The organism is Staphylococcus simulans (assembly GCF_002994445.1).
Lineage (GTDB): Bacteria > Bacillota > Bacilli > Staphylococcales > Staphylococcaceae > Staphylococcus > Staphylococcus simulans_B.
Genome location: NZ_MRZJ01000001.1, coordinates 44,261 through 62,104 on the forward strand (window position 1 = coordinate 44,261; position 17,844 = coordinate 62,104).

The following is a 17,844-nucleotide window of genomic DNA, read 5'->3' on the forward strand; positions in this document are numbered from 1 at the left end:
TTGAAGCGGCTTGTTTGGTATTGGTGCTATTCATTAATTTTTAAGCGTTTTGATTTAGTTGCTTGTTTTTCGTCGATATCATCTACACTCTTTTGACTAAAGCGATAGATTTTCATCAAGGCAGGTTTTGATAATGCTAAGAATGAAAGAAATGTTGCTAGAAAAGAGAAGTGGGTTACATTTAAAACAAACAGCATAGGTACGAATATCAAAATAAAGAGTGCAATAAAGATAATCAATGGCAGTATTTTGGTTAACAAACCATTCAGTGTGCCTTTAGACAGGCGTGTCAGAATGAATACGATTAATCCGATTAAAAGCAATGGGATAATGATCGTAGTCAATGTTGCGACGTAAGCTTCTGCATAGCGGTTCCAATCCAAATGGATAATGTAATACATAGATAAGTCCTTTGGAATGTCTATTTTAAATAGATTGTTGCCGTAATTTGCATAGAGATAATATACTATGAGTAACAATAATGTGATTGAGCCGCAGTATTTAATAATTATGCGTGTTATTTTTGCAGGTGATTGGCGCAAAACGATTTCCTCATTTCAAGTAATTTCTATTATTATCATATGCTTTTGTTTTAAAAGCAACAGTGATGTCGTTATAGATACGACTTTTATACGAGGTGCAAGATGACTACGCGTGGTACAATAGTGGTAAGAGTAATATAAGAAAAACTTTAACATTATTTCGAAATAAGGTGATAGACATGAAACGCTCAGATAGAAATCAACCTGATTATGACCGCTATAATCGCGACCCTCGTGACCCTAGAGATGGGCAAGATCCACGTCATCGTGATACGCGCGAAGATGAATACCGCAGACGTTCTGATGAAGACGGCCGTTATTATAATGAACGAGATTACAGACGCGAACGTATGCTGGAAGATGAAAATCGTAAAAACAGCAAATGGAAAAAAGGCTTGGCAGCTATCGTTGTGATATTATTGATTGTCGTTGCTGTCTTTATAGTCAGAAACATGATGCAACCGAAAGACAGTACAGAAACTGCTAATCAAAATGCACAAACACAACAAACGCAAGCAAACAATAATTCAAGCCAAAAACCGGTAACGAACAACTATAAAGAAATCATCAAAGAAAAAGAAACAATCATTAAAGAAAAGATTGAAAGTGCCAAAAACAATATTCAAAACGGCCAAAACAGTCAAAGTGCTATTGAATCTGCACAAAACGAAGTGAACCAGTTAAAAGATAAAGCAACAAATGCAACAGATCAAAACGTGACAGATCAATACCAAAATGCAGTTGATAAATTAAAACAAGCAAACCAAGCACAGCAAAATGGTGAAAATCAATCTAAAGTGAACAGCTTGCTAAACGATATCGACAGTAAGCTTCAAAGTATTAAAGATAAATTAAGCCAGTTTTTTAATTAAATATAATCATTTACAGGGGATGCGTGCGGCATCCTCTTTTTTCAATTCGAAAATTAAGGGTAAAATATAGAAATTTGTTATGATAGATAAGTATAGAAAATAGGAGGCAGATAGTATGGATTTTTGGTTAAAGCAAAGTGCAGAAAGTGTACCGCAAAATATTGCATTAGATGATGGTACGACTCAACTTACTTTTGCGAATGCTTATCAAGCAGCAAAGCAGTATGCATATGTATTAAAACAGCAAAATGAAAAGAGAATTGCATTTTATATTGATAACCGTATTGATTCCGCATTGATTGTTTACGGGGCATGGCTTGCTGGGGTAGAAGCGGTCATGATTAATACCAGACTTACATATGAAGAAATTAAAGCACAGCTGAAATCCGTACAAACAAATACGATTGTCGCAGTGTTACCGTTAGAATTAGATGGATTTAATATTATCAGCTGGAGTGACATCGAAGCGCAACGTTCAACAAAAACATATGAGACAGAGTTGGATTTAGAACGTATTGCTTCGATTATGTTTACATCAGGGACAACAGGACCGCAAAAAGCAGTGCCGCAAACTTTCAGAAATCATTTAGCCAGCGCAAACGGGTGCAGAAAAAGTTTAGGTTTTGACCGTCATACGAAGTGGTTATCGGTATTGCCGATTTATCATATTTCAGGTTTAAGCGTGTTGCTTCGCAGTATCATTGAAGGATTCACAGTGCGTATCGTTCAAAAATTTGATGCAGCACAAATTTTAAAACAAATTCAAACTGAACAAATCACGCATATTTCATTAGTCCCGCAAACATTGCAGTGGCTGATGAATCAAGGATTGAATCAACCTTACCAATTGGAAAAAATCTTACTTGGCGGTGCGAAATTATCTGAAACACTGATTGAGCAGGCTTTAGATGCAAAATTGCCTATTTATAACTCTTTTGGAATGACAGAAACATGTTCTCAATTTTTAACAGCTTCACCGACAATGCTGAAACAAAATCCGAATACAGTAGGGAAACCAAGTCCAAATGTGCAAGTTAAACTCATTAATGCCAATCACGAAGGCCATGGGGAACTGTTATTAAAAGGCGATAATGTGATGGACGGTTATTTATATCCAAAAAATTTAACAGATGTATTTGAAGATGGTTATTTTAAAACGGGTGATATCGCAAGTATTGATATGGATGGATTTGTGATGATTTATGATCGCAGAAAAGATTTAATTATCAGCGGCGGAGAGAATATTTATCCATATGAAATCGAAACAGCAGCCAAGCGTTTTCCAGGTATCGCTGATGCAATGTGCTATGCTCAAGATGATGATGTATGGGGTCAAGTACCTGCGCTTTATTATGTGAGTGAACATACGATTGAAGCAGCACAATTAGAAGCCTTCTTAAAAGAACATTTAGCTAAATATAAGGTGCCGAAAACATACCAGCGCAAAACTTCATTATCGTATACATCTACAGGTAAATTAAAACGAGGAAAAATCGAGGATTAAATGATGAGATTCAATACTATTCGCTTTTATTCCTACGAGGCACCTTTTAAACACCCGATTAAGACACCTAAAGTGAATTTGAGCAGCAGAAAAGTGCTGGTTATTGAATTAGTCAATGAAGCAGGTACATCTTATTTTGGAGAAGCAAATGCGTTTGAGACAGATTGGTATGATAAAGAAACCATCGAAAGTGTATACACAGCAATTAATAATTGGTTTTATCATCATTTAAAAGGACAAGAGATTTCTGATTTTGAAGAAGCGGCGGTTTATTTAAATGCGTTGGATGCGGCACCGACCGCAAGAAGTACAGCAGCGATGGCTTTATTCCAAGCTTTTCATACACTGCCTGCTTTTGATGTTGCTTACGGGGCAACAATCAGCGGATTATCTGAAGATAATTACCAGCAGCTGTCAGCAACACAGCCGAAGCGGGTTAAATTGAAATGGTCGCAACATGTTTTAGAGGACTTAAAACAGCTCCAAGCATTATCTTTTCAACCAGAACTGGCTTTAGATGCCAATGAATCTTTAACAGAACATGATAGAGAGACATTGAAACAAGTGCATGCGGCTGCTGACTTACTGTATATCGAAGAACCTTTTAAAGATTTAAATATATTAAATGCTATAGATAGTGCTCAGATACCGCCGGTTGCTTTAGATGAAAAGGCACGCGATCTAGAAACGATATTAAAATATGTACAGGATTATCCGATAGATACAGTGGTTTTAAAGCCGTTCAGACTGGGTGGCATTGATAAAGTATTAACAGCTATTGAAAAGCTTGAGCATTATAATATTAAAGTGGTTATCGGGGGGATGTACGAGTATGGTTTAAGCCGATACTTTACAGCGTACTTAAGCCGTTTCACAGAATATCCTGGTGATGTTACACCGTACGGTTATTATTTCGAACAAGAATTTGTGTCGAAAAACGGCATATTAAAAGAGGGACACATCCATTTTGTGCCCCCTGAAGTCAATGTTCAATTATTAAATGCTTATGAATGATGATGGTGGTGATGATGCTTTTTGTCGTGTTTCATTGGAACCGGGTCGAAGCCGCCTTTATGAAATGGGTGGCATTTAGAAATACGTTTAATACCGAGCCAAGCGCCTTTAATCGGTCCATGCACTTCAATGGCTTCTTTCGTATAATTGGAACAAGTAGGGTAGAAGCGGCATGTGGGCGGTGTCAGCGGTGATATAAAATGCTGATACAGCCAAATGATGCCTAAAAAGAGCTTCTTCAAATTAATCCCTCCGCTTTATATAAACTAAATCGTAACGAATCTATTTTAGCATAGAATACAAAGGAATGTGATGGAATGTGATTATGCATGATCAATTTGATAAAGAGATAAGGCTCCATTTTGCAGATGAGAATGATCAGCCGGATGGAGAACATGTATTAGCAATTACGTGTATGAAGGGGCATTATTTGCTGACGCGTCATAAGAAAAGAGGGATTGAATTTCCTGGAGGAAAAATTGAAGCAAGAGAGAGCAGTGAAGCAGCTGTTTTACGTGAACTGTATGAAGAAACAGGGGGACATGCCAAAGCAATGACTTATATTGCGCAGTATACTGTGTTTCATCCTGATGGTGAAAAATGGTTTACGAAAGATGTGTATGCTGTTCTCGTCGATCGTTTGGATGAAAAGTCAGATTATCTAGAAACAGAAGGTCCTGTTTTATATCGTTCGTTGGACGCAATTCGTGATGAGGATAAAAGTTATTTGTTGGAAGATGAAGCAATATTAAAATGTGTAGAAAGAGTGATACAACTTGGACTTTATCAAAACGAAACGGATGCCGATTGATTTATCGACACACATTGGTGAAGAAGTGACATATTTGGTGGATCATTTGCGTGTAAAGGGCTTAATGATGAAGCCGAAAAAAGATGTGAAGCGGATTGTAATTTATCTTAGGGGCGGCAAAGGCAAAGTAGGCCGTGTACGTGCTGGACGTATGCTGCAGTTTGCGGATGAGCATACTTTAGTCTTCGGTCCGTATTATCGAGGCAACAACGGCAGTGAAGGCAGAGATGAATTCAGCGGTGATGATTTGCATGATGTTACACAGGCTATTCGAATTTTGAATGCTAAGTATCCTAAAGCACATGTGCATATCATTGGTTTTTCACGCGGCGGTTTGCAAGGGTTGTTAACATTCCAAGATTTGCCGGCAGATAGTTATATTATTTGGGGCGGTGTTTCTGATTTGCATCTCATGTATGAAGAACGTGTAGATTTAAGAGGCATGTTGAAACGTATGGTAGGACATCCTAAGAAAGATGAAGCAGCCTATGATCAACGAGAAGCACTGCAATATATTGATGCAGACAGTCCGCCGATACTTATTGTGCATGGCGGTGAAGATATTCAAGTCGGGATACATCAAGCCTATTATTTAGAGGAATACTTAGAACGTATCGGACATCGTTATCAAACTTTCTATCAAATGAAAGAAGGGCATGTACCGCGCCCTAAAGCATTAAAAGAAGTACTAAAAGTCATCCGTCAGTGGATGGCAAAAGTTGAAAATAAGAAAAAATAAAACGACCGAAGCGATGGCTTACGGTCGTTTTGTAATAGATAAGCTATTTTATTAAAAGGGTGATTATGCTTTGAATCCGCCTTTATCAGCGATTTCTTGGCTTTCTTCACCGAATTTCTTGAAGTTTTCAACGAAGCGTGAGATTAAATCTTGCGCTTGTTCACGGTAAGCATCTTGATTGCTCCAAGCATTGATAGGTTGCAAGATTGAATTTGGAACGTCTTTAATTTCTTTTGGAACACTTAAACCAAAGACTTCATCTTTTTCAAACTCTGCTTTCTTCAAATCACCTTTAATGGCAGCATCTACCATACGACGTGTATATTTAAGGCTGATACGACGACCTACGCCGTATTTACCGCCTGTCCAACCTGTGTTCACTAAGTAAACATCTACGTCATGTTTATCGATTAAATCACCTAAAAGCTCAGCATATACTTTTGCGTGCAATGGTAAGAATGGTGCACCAAAGCAAGTTGAGAATGATGGTACAGGTTCTGTGATACCGCGTTCTGTACCTGCAAGTTTAGAAGTGAAACCACTTAAGAAGTGATAAAGTGCTTGTGCTTTATTTAATTTAGAGATTGGCGGCAACACGCCGAATGCATCTGCAGTAAGGAACACAATGGTATTTGGATGTGCACCCTTAGAAGGTTTTGCGATATTTTCAATATAGTCGATTGGATAAGCGGCACGAGTGTTTTCAGTGTGTTCGTTGTCATCGAAGTCAACAGAACCATTATCTTCAACAACTACGTTTTCTAAAATCGTACCGTAACGGATTGCATTGTAGATTTGAGGTTCTTTTGATTTTGATAAGTTGATAGCTTTTGCATAGCAGCCGCCTTCGATGTTGAAGATACCGTTTTGGTTCCAACCATGTTCATCATCACCGATTAATTTACGATCAGGTGCTGCAGATAAAGTAGTTTTACCTGTACCTGATAAACCGAAGAATAATGCGACATCGCCTTTTTCTCCAACGTTTGCTGAGCAGTGCATACTCATGATATCTTGCTGCGGCAATAAGTAGTTCATTACTGAGAAGATACCTTTTTTCATTTCACCAGCATATTCTGTTCCCCCGATTAGAATTACGCGGTGTTTGAATGAAATGATAACAAATGTTTCTGATTTTGTGCCGTCAACTTCAGGATTAGCTTTGAAATGCGGTGCTGAAACGATTGTGAAGTTAGCTTTGATTTTTTCAGCTTCATCTTTTGAAGTAGGGCGGATGAACATATTATGCGCAAATAAGTTATGCCAAGCCATCTCGTTAATTACAGTTAAACGTAACTGAGTATCTTGGTCACTGCCTGCATAACCATTGAAGACATAGAGTTCATCTTTTTGGTCTAAGTAATCTAATACTTTGTCATACAATCTTAAGAATGTTTCTTCTTCGATAGGTTGGTTAATTGATCCCCAGTCAATTGCATCTCTATAGGAAGGTTCGTTTACAATAAATTTATCCTTAGGAGAACGACCTGTGTATTGTCCAGTAAGTGCGTTGATTGCACCTAGTTCTGTCAATTCACCTTCGTTATTGTCTAAAATCTTGTTGTAAAGCTGTGTTTTAGTCAGTTGGAAAAGTGATGATGATTTTCCAATTAAATGTTCCAATTTTTTTCGGTTAGTTTGTGCATCTACTGCCATTTTAAATAACCCCTCCAGAGCATTAAGTATTAATTGTAATTGTAAGCCTTTACATTTTCATAGTATAACATATTACCATGATTATTCCACAACAGATTAAAGATTTTGTAAACATAGAATTGACAAGTGTAAATTGTTTGGGTAGTATTGTGTGTAACGGATTCTCTTATCCTGAGTGGCGGAGGGACATGGACCCAAAGAAGCCCAGCAACCTCTCCTTGTTGGAGAAAGGTGCCAAACCGTTTGCAAATGTCATAGAAGACGTTTGAACGATAAGAGCGAAAGGACGTTTAAGGGCTTTCTCTCTATGTATATAGTTAGAAAGTCCTTTTTTATTTGAGCTCGTAGATAGAGAATTTTCGTAAAAAAATCAAAAGGAGTCAGTTATGTCGAATAATAGAAGATTATTTACGTCAGAATCTGTTACAGAAGGGCATCCTGATAAAATAGCAGACCAAATTTCAGACGCTATTTTGGATGAATTATTAAAGAAAGATCCGGATGCAAGAGTAGCTTGCGAAACAGTAGTCACTACAGGAATGGCTATGATTGTCGGAGAAATTTCTACAGCAACTTATGTTGATTTTCCTAAAGTTGTCAGAGATACAGTAGAAGAAATCGGTTATACACGAGCAAAATATGGTTATGACAGCCAAACAATGGCAGTTATGTCAGCAATTGATGAACAATCACCTGATATTGCTCAAGCAGTTGACCGTGCGCTGGAATACAGAAATGAAATTACGGAAGAAGAAATCGAAAGTACGGGTGCAGGGGACCAAGGTTTAATGTTTGGTTATGCGACTAATGAAACAGAAACATATATGCCTTCACCTATCTATTTCTCTCATCAATTAGCAAAACGCTTATCAGATGTTAGAAAAGACGGAACTTTAACATACTTAAGACCAGACGGCAAAGTTCAAGTGACTGTTGAATATGATGAAAACGATCAGCCTGTTCGTATCGATACTATTGTCTTATCTACACAACATGCAGAAGATGTAAGTTTAGATCAAATTCAAAAAGACATCAAAGCACATGTTATCGATCCAATCGTACCGAAAGCATTATTAGATGAAGAAACAAAATTCTTCATCAATCCTACAGGACGTTTTGTAATCGGCGGACCGCAAGGTGATGCTGGTTTAACAGGCCGTAAGATTATTGTTGACACTTATGGCGGATTTGCACGCCACGGCGGCGGATGCTTCAGCGGTAAGGATCCTACAAAAGTGGACCGTTCAGCAGCTTATGCGGCACGTTATGTGGCTAAGAATATTGTTGCTGCGGGCTTAGCAGATAAATGCGAAGTACAACTTGCTTATGCAATCGGTGTTGCTGAACCAGTATCGATTTCAATTGATACATTTGGAACAGGAAAAGTTTCAGAAGGTGTATTAGTTCAAGCAGTCAGAGATAACTTTGACTTGCGCCCAGCTGGCATCATTAAGATGTTAGACTTGAAACGCCCGATTTATAAACAAACAGCAGCATATGGTCACTTCGGCCGTACAGATGTTGCATTACCTTGGGAACGTGTTGATAAAGTGGATGTATTGAAAGCAGCAGTCCAAGCATAATTTCGTACTTTTTGAATAAAATACGCTTTATTATCGATACATTTGAAAATTTCCTTTATAATTGGTAGTAAGATAAGTAAAGGAGCGGAAATATGTTATGGGACCATTGGAAATTGGTTTAATTGCAGCAATTGTTGTAGCTGTTATCTGTTTTGTACTCTTCTTAATTGCGTTAAACAGTAAGAAGAAAGCAAAACTGCAAGCAGAAGAACAATATGAGGCAAAAGAAAGAAGTTTAAAAGAAAATTATGAAGACGAGTTGGAAAAAGAACGCGTCGAACATAAAAAAGCGGTCACTAAACAACGCGCTGATTTTGATGAAACAGTAACTTCGAAAGACCGTGAAATTGATGCGCTGAAGCTCTTCTCTAAAAATCATAGTGAATATGTGACAGATATGCGTTTAATCGGTATCAGAGATCGTTTGGTCAAAGAAAAACGTATCCGTCCTGAGGATATGCATATCATGGCGAATATTTTCTTGCCGAAGAACGATTTCAATGATATTGATCGTATCAGTCATTTAGTGTTAACGCGCACAGGGTTATACATTATTGATTCACAGTTATTGAAAGGACATGTTTATAACGGTATCAGTAAGGAACAATTCAGTACTTTACCGACGATTGAACAAGTCTTTGATGTACTTGATTTAGATAAACGTCATCCTCAAACATTAGTGTTAGATGAGAATGATGATAAGCAATCAGCTTCATTTGTGAATTATTCAAATCAATTAAAACGTGTAGAACAGCTTGCTGAAACACTGAAACGAGAATTAGATTTGAAATATACACCAATGGCATTGCTTTACTTCAACCCTAAAAATGAGGGTGCTGTAACGATTTCTAACTATTCTCAAACAACGAATACAAAAGTATTAGTTGGACCTGAACAGTTAGATGAATACTTTAATAAATTCGTATTCCATGGACGTATTCAATACAATGTTGAAGATTTGCAACGTGTCATGGAAGAAATCGAATCATTCAACTAAACGATAAAGTACCATTCACTGCAAGTATTGCAGTGGATGGTACTTTTTATTTTCTATTAAGACTTTCACTCATGCACTGTTTAAAAATTAAGCGTATAGTAAAGGTTGAGAAAAGCGAAGTCTAAAGGAGAGATAGAGATGGAGTATATTACATTTTATAATGGAAATACAATGCCGAAAGTCGGATTAGGCACTTTCAGAGTAGAAAATAATGATCAATTAAAAGCATCTGTTCAATATGCTATTGAACAAGGTTATAGAAGTATTGATACCGCTATGATTTATCAAAACGAAGAAAAAGTAGGAGAAGGAATTAAAGCAGGTATAGCCGCTGCAGGATTAAAACGATCAGATGTGTTTATTACTTCTAAACTATGGTTGGATGATTATGGTAGAACGAATGTAGAAGCGGCTTATCAAACATCACTGGATAAATTAGGACTGGACTATTTAGATTTATACTTAATGCACTGGCCTGGAACAGATGAAGATTTAATGATAGAAACATGGCAGGGAATGGAAGATTTATTAAAAGATAATAAAGTTAAAAACATCGGTGTCAGCAATTTCCATCCTCATCATTTAGAATCCCTGTTATCACATGCTTCTATCAAGCCTGTCATCAACCAAGTTGAATTTCATCCTTATCTGACACAAAGTGATTTAAACTTATATTTAAATGCACAGCGAATTCTAATGGAATCATGGTCCCCATTAATGAATGCACAAATCCTTGAAGATGAAACTGTAAAACAAATTGCAGAAGAAGTTGATAAATCTCCAGCACAAGTTATTATTCGTTGGAATCTTCAACATGATGTGGTAGTAATTCCAAAATCAGTAACACCTTCTCGTATCAAAGAGAATATACAAGTCTTTGATTTCGAACTTACCGATAATCAAATGCAGCGCCTTGATGATTTGAATCAAAATAAAAGAGTAGGACCTGACCCAGAACATTATGAAGGTCATAAATAAAGAACGCATAATAGAAGGAATAATAAAAGCGAGACTAAAGTGAATAACATAGAATAAAAATAGAGAAGCGGGTTTACTACAAAACCTGCTTCTCTATTTTTGCATTTATTTTCATTTTTAAACTAAATGATAACCAATCAGACAAGCCGCAAAACATAATCCATACTGCAACAAACTGTAGACAATAAACAGTGTCAGTTTTGTTTTATTTATTAGCATTTGTGACAGTTCTGAAGAAAGCGTAGAAAAAGTGGTTAAACCACCTAAAAAGCCTGTAACGAGCAATGGCGACACAAATGCATGTCCTATGGCCATACCTGAAATAATACTGATTAAAAAGCTGCCGGCTAAGTTGACGATTAACGTCGCAATCGGAAGCTGCGTCCGTAAATTTTTACAACTGTTTGTGACAGCTGAACGCAAAACTGCACCTAAACCGCCGCCAAGCATTACTAAAAGCAGATTAATCATTGCTTAACGCACCTCCCAATTTGGTTCCGATATAACATAAAATTATACCTAACACATAACTTGAAAGGGCATAAATAATGAGTAAAGCTATTTGCTGATGCGCGAACATTTTAACCAGTTCAAATTGAAACGTGGAAAAGGTTGTCAATGCACCTAGCAAACCTGTAGTGATGCCTTTCTTGACTAATGGATAATCTTTAAAGTATTGAATCACCAATGCTGAAATCAATCCCATTAAAAAGGCACCAGCTAGGTTTGCGGTGAATGTGCCTATCGGAAAACCTTGTCCGGAATTTAAAAATGAAAATAAGTAGCGCAGCAATGCACCTATGGCACCGCCTGCAAAAACATATAAATACTGCACATTATCGCCTCTTACAATCGTAATATATAAATTATTCTACGATGCACCTAAAATGTCAATCTAGTTTTAGGATTATTTAAGCATACCGAAAGAGAATAAAGACGCAACAATATGAATGACAATTACAATCAGTAAAAGGATAGGCAGAAATTTGCTTGCTGGTCGAATCCAATCTTTACGATCTTTGGCATGTTTGATTGATTTATCCGCTAGAATAATAGCAACAATCAAAATAATGACATTAATGATACTGCTTGTAATAATCTTTTTGACGATAGAATGAAATTGTTCGTTTAATAGTGGATTAAACATGTTGAAGTTAAAACTTATAACAATAAGTATAAGCGTGAGATAAAAATAAAGTTTTGACCGTGACATGATGACCTCCATTTCTTTACATTCTTTAATATTATCATAGATTATGAAGGTGCAACCATTTCTTTACAAAATCGTAAGATAGGAATGAACGTTTGAGTTAATCAATCGCGATTTGAACGTCTGAGTGTTATAATCAAATTACTTTAAAAAGGAATGCAAGTAATATGAAGGAGGCACTTATATTATGGTAAAAGCAGATTTAAATGTTGAAGTATTTGCGGATGGTGCAGATATTGAAGAAATGAAAAGAGCCTATAAAAACAACGAGGTAGATGGTTTTACTACAAACCCAAGTCTAATGGCTAAAGCGGGTGTAACAGATTATAAAGCATTCGCAGAAGAAGCAGTCAAAGCAATTCCTGATGCTTCAATTTCATTCGAAGTTTTCGCAGATGATCTTGAAACAATGGAAAAAGAAGCTGAAATTTTAAAACAATACGGTAAAAACGTATTTGTTAAAATTCCTATTGTTAATACAAAAGGCGAATCAACAATTCCTTTAATTAAAAAATTATCAGCTAATCAAGTGCAATTAAATGTGACAGCTGTTTATACAATCGAACAAGTTAAAGAAATTACTGAAGCGGTAACTGAAGGTGTACCGACTTATGTTTCTGTATTCGCAGGCCGTATCGCTGATACAGGTGTAGATCCATTACCGCTTATGAAAGAATCAGTAGAAGTTACTCATTCTAAAGAAGGTGTTAAATTATTATGGGCTAGCTGCCGCGAATTATTTAATGTCATTCAAGCAGACGAAATCGGTACTGATATTATTACTTGCCCAGCAGGTGTTATCAGCAAAATTCCTAATATCGGAAGAGATATCAATGAGTTATCAGTAGATACTGTTGAAGGATTTGCGAAAGATATTAAAAAATCAGGACTTTCAATTCTTTAATTCTATCAAAATTTAAGGTATCGAAACCTTTTAAGGTAGTATAAAATAAAGGCAGAAATAATCTTTTCATAAGGTAGATTCCCTTATTAAAAGTTATTTCTGCCTCTTTTTTAAATAAGATTCGGGCAGGTGTATAGGTGTAGTGAAAAAAGAGCATTTTGAAACAAAAGTAAAAAAGCAGCTTTGGTTCTTGAATAATAAAGAAAAAGCACAGCTGAATCAAATTTTATCTGAAGTAGAACAAAATCAGGATCCTCAAGCAATTTACAAGAAGCCGATTAAGTTTTCTAATCAGTTTTTGCGTACGCACATTTTTCGTGAACGCAACCAAGGAACAGCCTCATTCTTCTTAATTATTGCAGGAATGCTGTTAATCAATGCATTATTACTTGGTTTGTTTTTATTCGGCTTATTATCAAGCCTGAATGTTGTTCAATATTTTGTACATCCTCAAGTTGATTTATCGATGCTGCAACTTATATTGATTTTAACAGGCGGAATATTAGCAATCATTGTATCTAGTATTTTAATGAAGAAAGTTACTGCGTACTTTACCAAAAAGCTGCTTGAATGTCGTTTTAATCAGCAGCATTAAAAGTAAGGTTATATAGAAAGATACATTCTAACCACTTACGGTGAATCAACGCATAATGGGCATCCACTATGAGTTGTTCGCCATTTTTGAAAATCAATCGTGTCATAGAGTAATGGCACTGCACACCAGAAATTTCCAGTCCGTTAATAAAGTGCTGGATAGGAGAGCGTTTATTACGGATTGGGAACAGAATGGTTTGCTGATTAATGATCAAAGGCAAATGTTTACGTATGTTCAGCATACTTTTGAGTTCATGAGATGAATATTTCGGAGTGTAATGATAGTGTCTGAGCAGCGCATTCATATATGAACTCAATGGAACTTTCGTTAATTCATGAAACAAATTATAAGCACATTCGATTTGAAACGTTTGATGCGGATAAGATGTGAAATATAAAATTTTTGGTCTGCGATAATTGTTCATGCATGCGACGCTCCTTTTAGAAATTTTTTCAAAGGTGCTAATTTAGTGCGTGCCTGTGTTTGATATTTGCGGATGCTTGTCGCAGATTTTTTCATCAGCGTTTGAATTTCGAATTGTTTATAACCGCAAAGTTTTAGGTTCAGCCACATTCTTTCGCAATCATTCAACAATGCATAATACTCAGATGTAATGAGTTGCGATAAGTGATTTTTAGTAGCGTTAATTGCGCCATGATTTTCAATAAGAGTAAAGTCTCCAATCGTATCCTCCAGGCATTTTCCTTTCTTTCGGAACTGGTCTACTAAATAAAAATTAAGCCTTTGAAATAAATATCCGCTCATGCTATTATGAATAGACATGTCGAATTGTCGCAATAATGACCACATTTTAATGGAAAGTAATTGGGCATATTCATCGACATCATACTTGATATTATATTGCTTCAACAATGTGTAAATAATCCCTTGGTTACGGATGATTAATGTCTCTATATTCATCTCGTACCTATTCAATCTATGTGCATAACATGTTATTTCCAGTTGAAATAAGTTTAACGAAGTTTATAAATTATTTCATTTGCTTATTGTACAAAATAAGTGTTAAATAGAAGGGTAGAAATAAATTTTTAACTGAATTTGATTGCAGAAATGAACCGAAACATAACGATAAAGCATAATTCACTATAAGACGGGAGGATTCTATGGATTACGCACATTTAAATTTGGAACACTTTTTTGCACGCCATGATGAATTGGACATGATTAAAGATAGTTCAGATTTTGTAATGATTAATAATATGACGAATGAAATGATGTATCGCGATGGAAAAATAGAAGGAACGATTGATTTGAATCGTTACTATTATAAGAATAGATCAGAAGCAGCCAGCTTTATTATGATGGAGTATAAACGTCCGGAATAATAAACGTGCTTTTATAGAATTCTGCCTGTTTATTACAGTTTCACTGTAGATAAATAGGCTGTTTTTATTTTGTAATGTTATATTGCACTTAATTATTACTGACGTTATAAAAATATTATATGAAGACTACAGCAATATTACATTCTGACTTCATTCCAGTCACATTTCAAAAGGTATGATAAAATGTGGAGTGGACAACTTTGAATTGTTATACACTTAAAAAAGTGTTAAGATTTAGAATCAATACGCATCAACTTTAATTTAACTTGACCTAAGAGGTGTAATTATGACAAAGCACAAGAAGGGCTCTATCTTCGCTATAATAGGGCTGCTTGTTATTTTGGCTGTTACCGGCTTTATTTTCTTTTCAATGATTTCAGATCAAGTATTATTTAAACATGTTAAGAAAGTAGAGACAGTTGAACATTTAGATGTAACATTAGAAAAAGCAGCTAAAAAACAAATTGATAACTATACAAGCCAGCAGGTTTCTGACAAGAATGATAGATGGCATGATGCTACTGGTACAGAAATTAAAAGAGCGATGGATAGTAAAAACTTCATAGACGATGATATTCAAAAATATCAATTTTTAGATTTATCTAAGTATCAAGGTATTGATAAGAATAGAATTAAGCGTATGCTTGCGGATCGACCTACCTTGCTATCACACACAGAAGACTTTATACATGCAGCGAAAAAACGCCAAGTAAACGAAGTCTACTTGATTTCGCATGCAGTCTTGGAAACAGGTGCTGTTAAGAGTGAATTATCAAAAGGTGTTGAGATAGACGGTAAGAAATATTATAACTTCTACGGTGTAGGCGCATTAGATAAAGACCCTGTGAAAACAGGTGCAGAATACGCTAAGAAACATGGATGGGATACACCAGAAAAAGCCATAGACGGCGGTGCAGAATTCATTCATAAACATTTCTTATCCAACCCAGATCAAAATACATTATACAGCATGAGATGGAATCCTAAGAATCCAGGTGAACATCAATATGCGACAGATATAAAATGGGCGGAAAGCAACGCATCATTGATTGCGAACTTCTATGAAAAAATCAACACTGAAGGCAAATACTTCAAATTATTTGTTTATAAAGACGATAAAAAACACCAATAATTGTTTAATATTAAATAAAGTTAAAGCGGAATGATTAAATGTTTGAGATTTAATTGTTTCGCTTTATTTTTGTTTATAGCATAATAGACAGTGAATAAGAAAAAGTGTTGTTAAGAGGAGGTTATCAACGATGCGCGTTGCAATTATAGGAATGGGTACGGCAGGTGTCAGTATCTTAAGACAATTAGAGCAGCATTCATACTTTAAAGAACTAGAAATAGATGTGTATGATAATGCGAAAAATATGGGGCAAGGTGTGCCTTTTCAAAACGACAGTTCGCAATTATTAATCAACTTGCCGAGTAAAGATATGTCTTTGAATTTAAAAGACCAAGAAGAATTTTATAAATGGTATGAAAGCCAAGATGAATTTAAATTCGACAACGCTGCGTATTTGCCGAGATTTGTATTCGGCCATTACATGAAAAGCTATTTGGAACGTTTCAGCAATCAGTATGACAACATAAATATCATTACTGAAAAAGCGACTGAAATGTTTTTAGAAAAAGGATTTGAAAAAGATGCACAGATTCAATATTTTGTGTGTACGAATCATCAGCATGAAGCATGCCGACAATATGATTATGTCTTCTTGACTGTCGGAACGATGTCGTATCATGACCCATACCAACTTAAAGGACTAAAAGGATTTATCAAATCACCGTATCCGACATATGAAACACTGAATACAGTTAATGATACAGATGATATCGCAGTTATCGGTACAGGTTTATCCAGTTTAGATGTTATTCGTTATGTTGTTAAACATCATCCAAACTTGCCTTTAACGGCTGTAAGCAGAAAAGGAGAGTTGCCGAGTGTCAGGGGTGAAATGCCTGATATTACATTGAAATATGTAACAAAAGACAACTTTAACAAGATCATCAAATCTCATTTTGGCGTAGTACCGTTAGAATCTGCCATTCAATTGTTTAAACAAGAGTGCGAAGAATTGAATATTCCGTTAGAACAACTCGTACATCGTCGTGTCGGAGATCCAATCAAAGATTTGAAATATGATTTGGCGCATCCTGAAATATTAGGCGTTTTCCAAAGTTTGTTAGAAACTATCAAAGAAAATATGAACTGGATTTGGAATAGTTTGAGCATCGAAGATCAAAAGATTTTCATGAAAGAATACATGCCGATACTTAAAGCCAATTCTAATCCGATGCCGCCGCGTACTGCGAGATTATTAATTGAAGAGATTGAAAATGGTCATTTAATTATTAAAAAAGATTTAGCAGAAGTGACACAAGAAAATGATACGTTTATCTTCAAATATAATGATGATACTAAAACAGAACAATACAATGTTGTGATTAATGCGACAGGACCGCGCACACAACTGAAAGATTTAGATGAAGATGATGCGTTCTTAATTGATATTGCGAATAGACAAATTGTTCAAGCACATCCTATGGGCGGGATTCAAATTGTGCCTGAGACCAATCAAGTAATTAGCCCAAGATACGGGACTTTGCCGCACTTAATTGCGATCGGTCAAATCACTAACGGTATCAACCAAGCACGCAACGGTGTCAATATGATAGTGCGTCAATCTGTACAGGCTGTTGAGAGTCTGTATGAATATCATGCTGAAAACAGATAACAAATAAGTTAAAATTATTGTCATATAAAATAAAGTAAGCTATGATATTCTTATGAGCACAAAATACATGCTCGATCGATTCAGAAACAATTTCATAATATTCTTTCGGGGCAGGGTGAAATTCCCAACCGGCAGTAAATTATAAGCCTGCGACCTGTACTCATTTGTTGAGTATGGCTGATCTAGTGGAAATCTAGAGCCGACAGTTAAAGTCTGGATGGGAGAAAGAATCAAGACGTCATTAAATATTAATTTTAATTGGTATTTAAGTGGGGTCTAGTTCGCTATACAGAAATCAGCTTTCTTATTATAGGGACTGGTCTGCTTAATTATCCAACGTTGATATATT

General features: G+C 35.9%; 21 protein-coding genes and 2 riboswitches. Of the genes, 13 read left to right on the forward strand and 8 right to left on the reverse strand.

Translation table 11 applies throughout. The annotated features are described in order from the left end of the window. Positions 1 to 26: 26 nt before the first annotated feature. Positions 27 to 401 (reverse strand): hypothetical protein, encoded by a 375-nt coding sequence (locus C7N65_RS00370; protein ID WP_234019034.1) that lies wholly within the window; start codon positions 399 to 401, stop codon positions 27 to 29. Between the two features lie 320 nt (positions 402 to 721). Here C7N65_RS00370 and C7N65_RS00375 point away from each other — a divergent pair, with 320 nt between their 5' ends. From C7N65_RS00375 to menC, 3 genes are all read left to right on the forward strand, one after another. Further along, positions 722 to 1,414, forward strand: coding sequence for a hypothetical protein (locus C7N65_RS00375; protein ID WP_105992484.1), 693 nt, complete (start codon positions 722 to 724; stop codon positions 1,412 to 1,414). 115 nt (positions 1,415 to 1,529) lie between these two features. Next, positions 1,530 to 2,918, forward strand: a complete 1,389-nt coding sequence (gene menE / locus C7N65_RS00380; protein ID WP_105992485.1) for an o-succinylbenzoate--CoA ligase — start codon at positions 1,530 to 1,532, stop codon at positions 2,916 to 2,918. A 3-nt stretch (positions 2,919 to 2,921) separates the two neighbouring features. Then, positions 2,922 to 3,932: an o-succinylbenzoate synthase gene (gene menC / locus C7N65_RS00385; protein ID WP_105993046.1), complete on the forward strand. Its 1,011-nt coding sequence runs from the start codon at positions 2,922 to 2,924 to the stop codon at positions 3,930 to 3,932. On the opposite strand, the gene yidD is transcribed toward menC, so the two are convergent. Next, entirely contained in the window at positions 3,923 to 4,174 is a 252-nt protein-coding gene (gene yidD / locus C7N65_RS00390; protein ID WP_105992486.1) for a membrane protein insertion efficiency factor YidD, read from the reverse strand. The genes menC and yidD overlap by 10 nt on opposite strands. A gap of 83 nt (positions 4,175 to 4,257) precedes the next feature. Between yidD and ytkD the strand changes: the two genes are divergently transcribed. Both ytkD and C7N65_RS00400 read left to right on the forward strand, forming a co-directional pair. Beyond that, on the forward strand, positions 4,258 to 4,743 hold the full coding sequence (gene ytkD, locus C7N65_RS00395; RefSeq protein ID WP_415918782.1) for an RNA deprotection pyrophosphohydrolase: 486 nt from the start codon (positions 4,258 to 4,260) through the stop codon (positions 4,741 to 4,743). Then, entirely contained in the window at positions 4,709 to 5,482 is a 774-nt protein-coding gene (locus C7N65_RS00400; RefSeq protein ID WP_105992488.1) for an alpha/beta hydrolase family protein, read from the forward strand. The genes ytkD and C7N65_RS00400 overlap by 35 nt, the downstream gene beginning before the upstream one ends. Positions 5,483 to 5,545: 63 nt before the next feature. Here C7N65_RS00400 and pckA read toward each other — a convergent pair whose 3' ends face one another. After that, entirely contained in the window at positions 5,546 to 7,138 is a 1,593-nt protein-coding gene (pckA, locus tag C7N65_RS00405; protein WP_105992489.1) for a phosphoenolpyruvate carboxykinase (ATP), read from the reverse strand. A gap of 163 nt (positions 7,139 to 7,301) precedes the next feature. Next, positions 7,302 to 7,417: riboswitch (SAM riboswitch) on the forward strand. Between the two features lie 107 nt (positions 7,418 to 7,524). On the opposite strand from pckA, the gene metK reads away from it, so the two are divergent. From metK to C7N65_RS00420, 3 genes are all read left to right on the forward strand, one after another. Then, positions 7,525 to 8,721: a methionine adenosyltransferase gene (metK, locus tag C7N65_RS00410; protein WP_105992490.1), complete on the forward strand. Its 1,197-nt coding sequence runs from the start codon at positions 7,525 to 7,527 to the stop codon at positions 8,719 to 8,721. Between the two features lie 97 nt (positions 8,722 to 8,818). Beyond that, positions 8,819 to 9,718: an NERD domain-containing protein gene (locus tag C7N65_RS00415; protein ID WP_105992491.1), complete on the forward strand. Its 900-nt coding sequence runs from the start codon at positions 8,819 to 8,821 to the stop codon at positions 9,716 to 9,718. A 138-nt stretch (positions 9,719 to 9,856) separates the two neighbouring features. Further along, a complete protein-coding gene (locus C7N65_RS00420; RefSeq protein ID WP_105992492.1) occupies positions 9,857 to 10,696 on the forward strand; it encodes an aldo/keto reductase in 840 nt (279 codons plus the stop codon). Positions 10,697 to 10,813: 117 nt separating this feature from the next. Here the strand turns inward: C7N65_RS00420 and C7N65_RS00425 are convergent, their stop codons facing one another. The 3 genes from C7N65_RS00425 to C7N65_RS00435 form a co-directional block, all read right to left on the reverse strand. Next, a complete protein-coding gene (locus C7N65_RS00425) occupies positions 10,814 to 11,167 on the reverse strand; it encodes a fluoride efflux transporter FluC (protein WP_105992493.1) in 354 nt (117 codons plus the stop codon). Further along, entirely contained in the window at positions 11,160 to 11,531 is a 372-nt protein-coding gene (gene crcB / locus C7N65_RS00430) for a fluoride efflux transporter CrcB (protein WP_105992494.1), read from the reverse strand. Before crcB ends, C7N65_RS00425 begins: the two co-directional genes overlap by 8 nt. Positions 11,532 to 11,603: 72 nt before the next feature. Next, on the reverse strand, positions 11,604 to 11,909 hold the full coding sequence (locus C7N65_RS00435; protein ID WP_105992495.1) for a hypothetical protein: 306 nt from the start codon (positions 11,907 to 11,909) through the stop codon (positions 11,604 to 11,606). Between the two features lie 184 nt (positions 11,910 to 12,093). On the opposite strand from C7N65_RS00435, the gene C7N65_RS00440 reads away from it, so the two are divergent. Both C7N65_RS00440 and C7N65_RS00445 read left to right on the forward strand, forming a co-directional pair. Then, positions 12,094 to 12,810, forward strand: coding sequence for a transaldolase (locus C7N65_RS00440; RefSeq protein ID WP_105992496.1), 717 nt, complete (start codon positions 12,094 to 12,096; stop codon positions 12,808 to 12,810). Positions 12,811 to 12,952: 142 nt separating this feature from the next. Then, positions 12,953 to 13,405 (forward strand): hypothetical protein, encoded by a 453-nt coding sequence (locus tag C7N65_RS00445; protein WP_105992497.1) that lies wholly within the window; start codon positions 12,953 to 12,955, stop codon positions 13,403 to 13,405. Here C7N65_RS00445 and C7N65_RS00450 read toward each other — a convergent pair. Beyond that, a complete protein-coding gene (locus C7N65_RS00450; RefSeq protein ID WP_105992498.1) occupies positions 13,389 to 13,829 on the reverse strand; it encodes a hypothetical protein in 441 nt (146 codons plus the stop codon). The two genes, C7N65_RS00445 and C7N65_RS00450, sit on opposite strands and share 17 nt — an antisense overlap. Then, positions 13,826 to 14,326 carry a sigma factor gene (locus C7N65_RS00455; RefSeq protein ID WP_158698087.1) on the reverse strand — a complete coding sequence of 167 codons (501 nt, stop codon included), beginning with the start codon at positions 14,324 to 14,326 and terminating at the stop codon, positions 13,826 to 13,828. The genes C7N65_RS00450 and C7N65_RS00455 overlap by 4 nt, the downstream gene beginning before the upstream one ends. Positions 14,327 to 14,529: 203 nt before the next feature. Here C7N65_RS00455 and C7N65_RS00460 point away from each other — a divergent pair, with 203 nt between their 5' ends. From C7N65_RS00460 to C7N65_RS00470, 3 genes are all read left to right on the forward strand, one after another. Then, on the forward strand, positions 14,530 to 14,751 hold the full coding sequence (locus C7N65_RS00460) for a hypothetical protein (protein ID WP_105992500.1): 222 nt from the start codon (positions 14,530 to 14,532) through the stop codon (positions 14,749 to 14,751). Between the two features lie 286 nt (positions 14,752 to 15,037). Beyond that, positions 15,038 to 15,883, forward strand: a complete 846-nt coding sequence (locus tag C7N65_RS00465) for an N-acetylglucosaminidase (RefSeq protein ID WP_105992501.1) — start codon at positions 15,038 to 15,040, stop codon at positions 15,881 to 15,883. A gap of 130 nt (positions 15,884 to 16,013) precedes the next feature. After that, complete coding sequence (locus C7N65_RS00470) at positions 16,014 to 17,495, forward strand: FAD/NAD(P)-binding protein (RefSeq protein ID WP_105992502.1); 1,482 nt, start codon at positions 16,014 to 16,016, stop codon at positions 17,493 to 17,495. 97 nt (positions 17,496 to 17,592) lie between these two features. Continuing rightward, positions 17,593 to 17,728, forward strand: a riboswitch (FMN riboswitch). Positions 17,729 to 17,844: the final 116 nt, after the last annotated feature.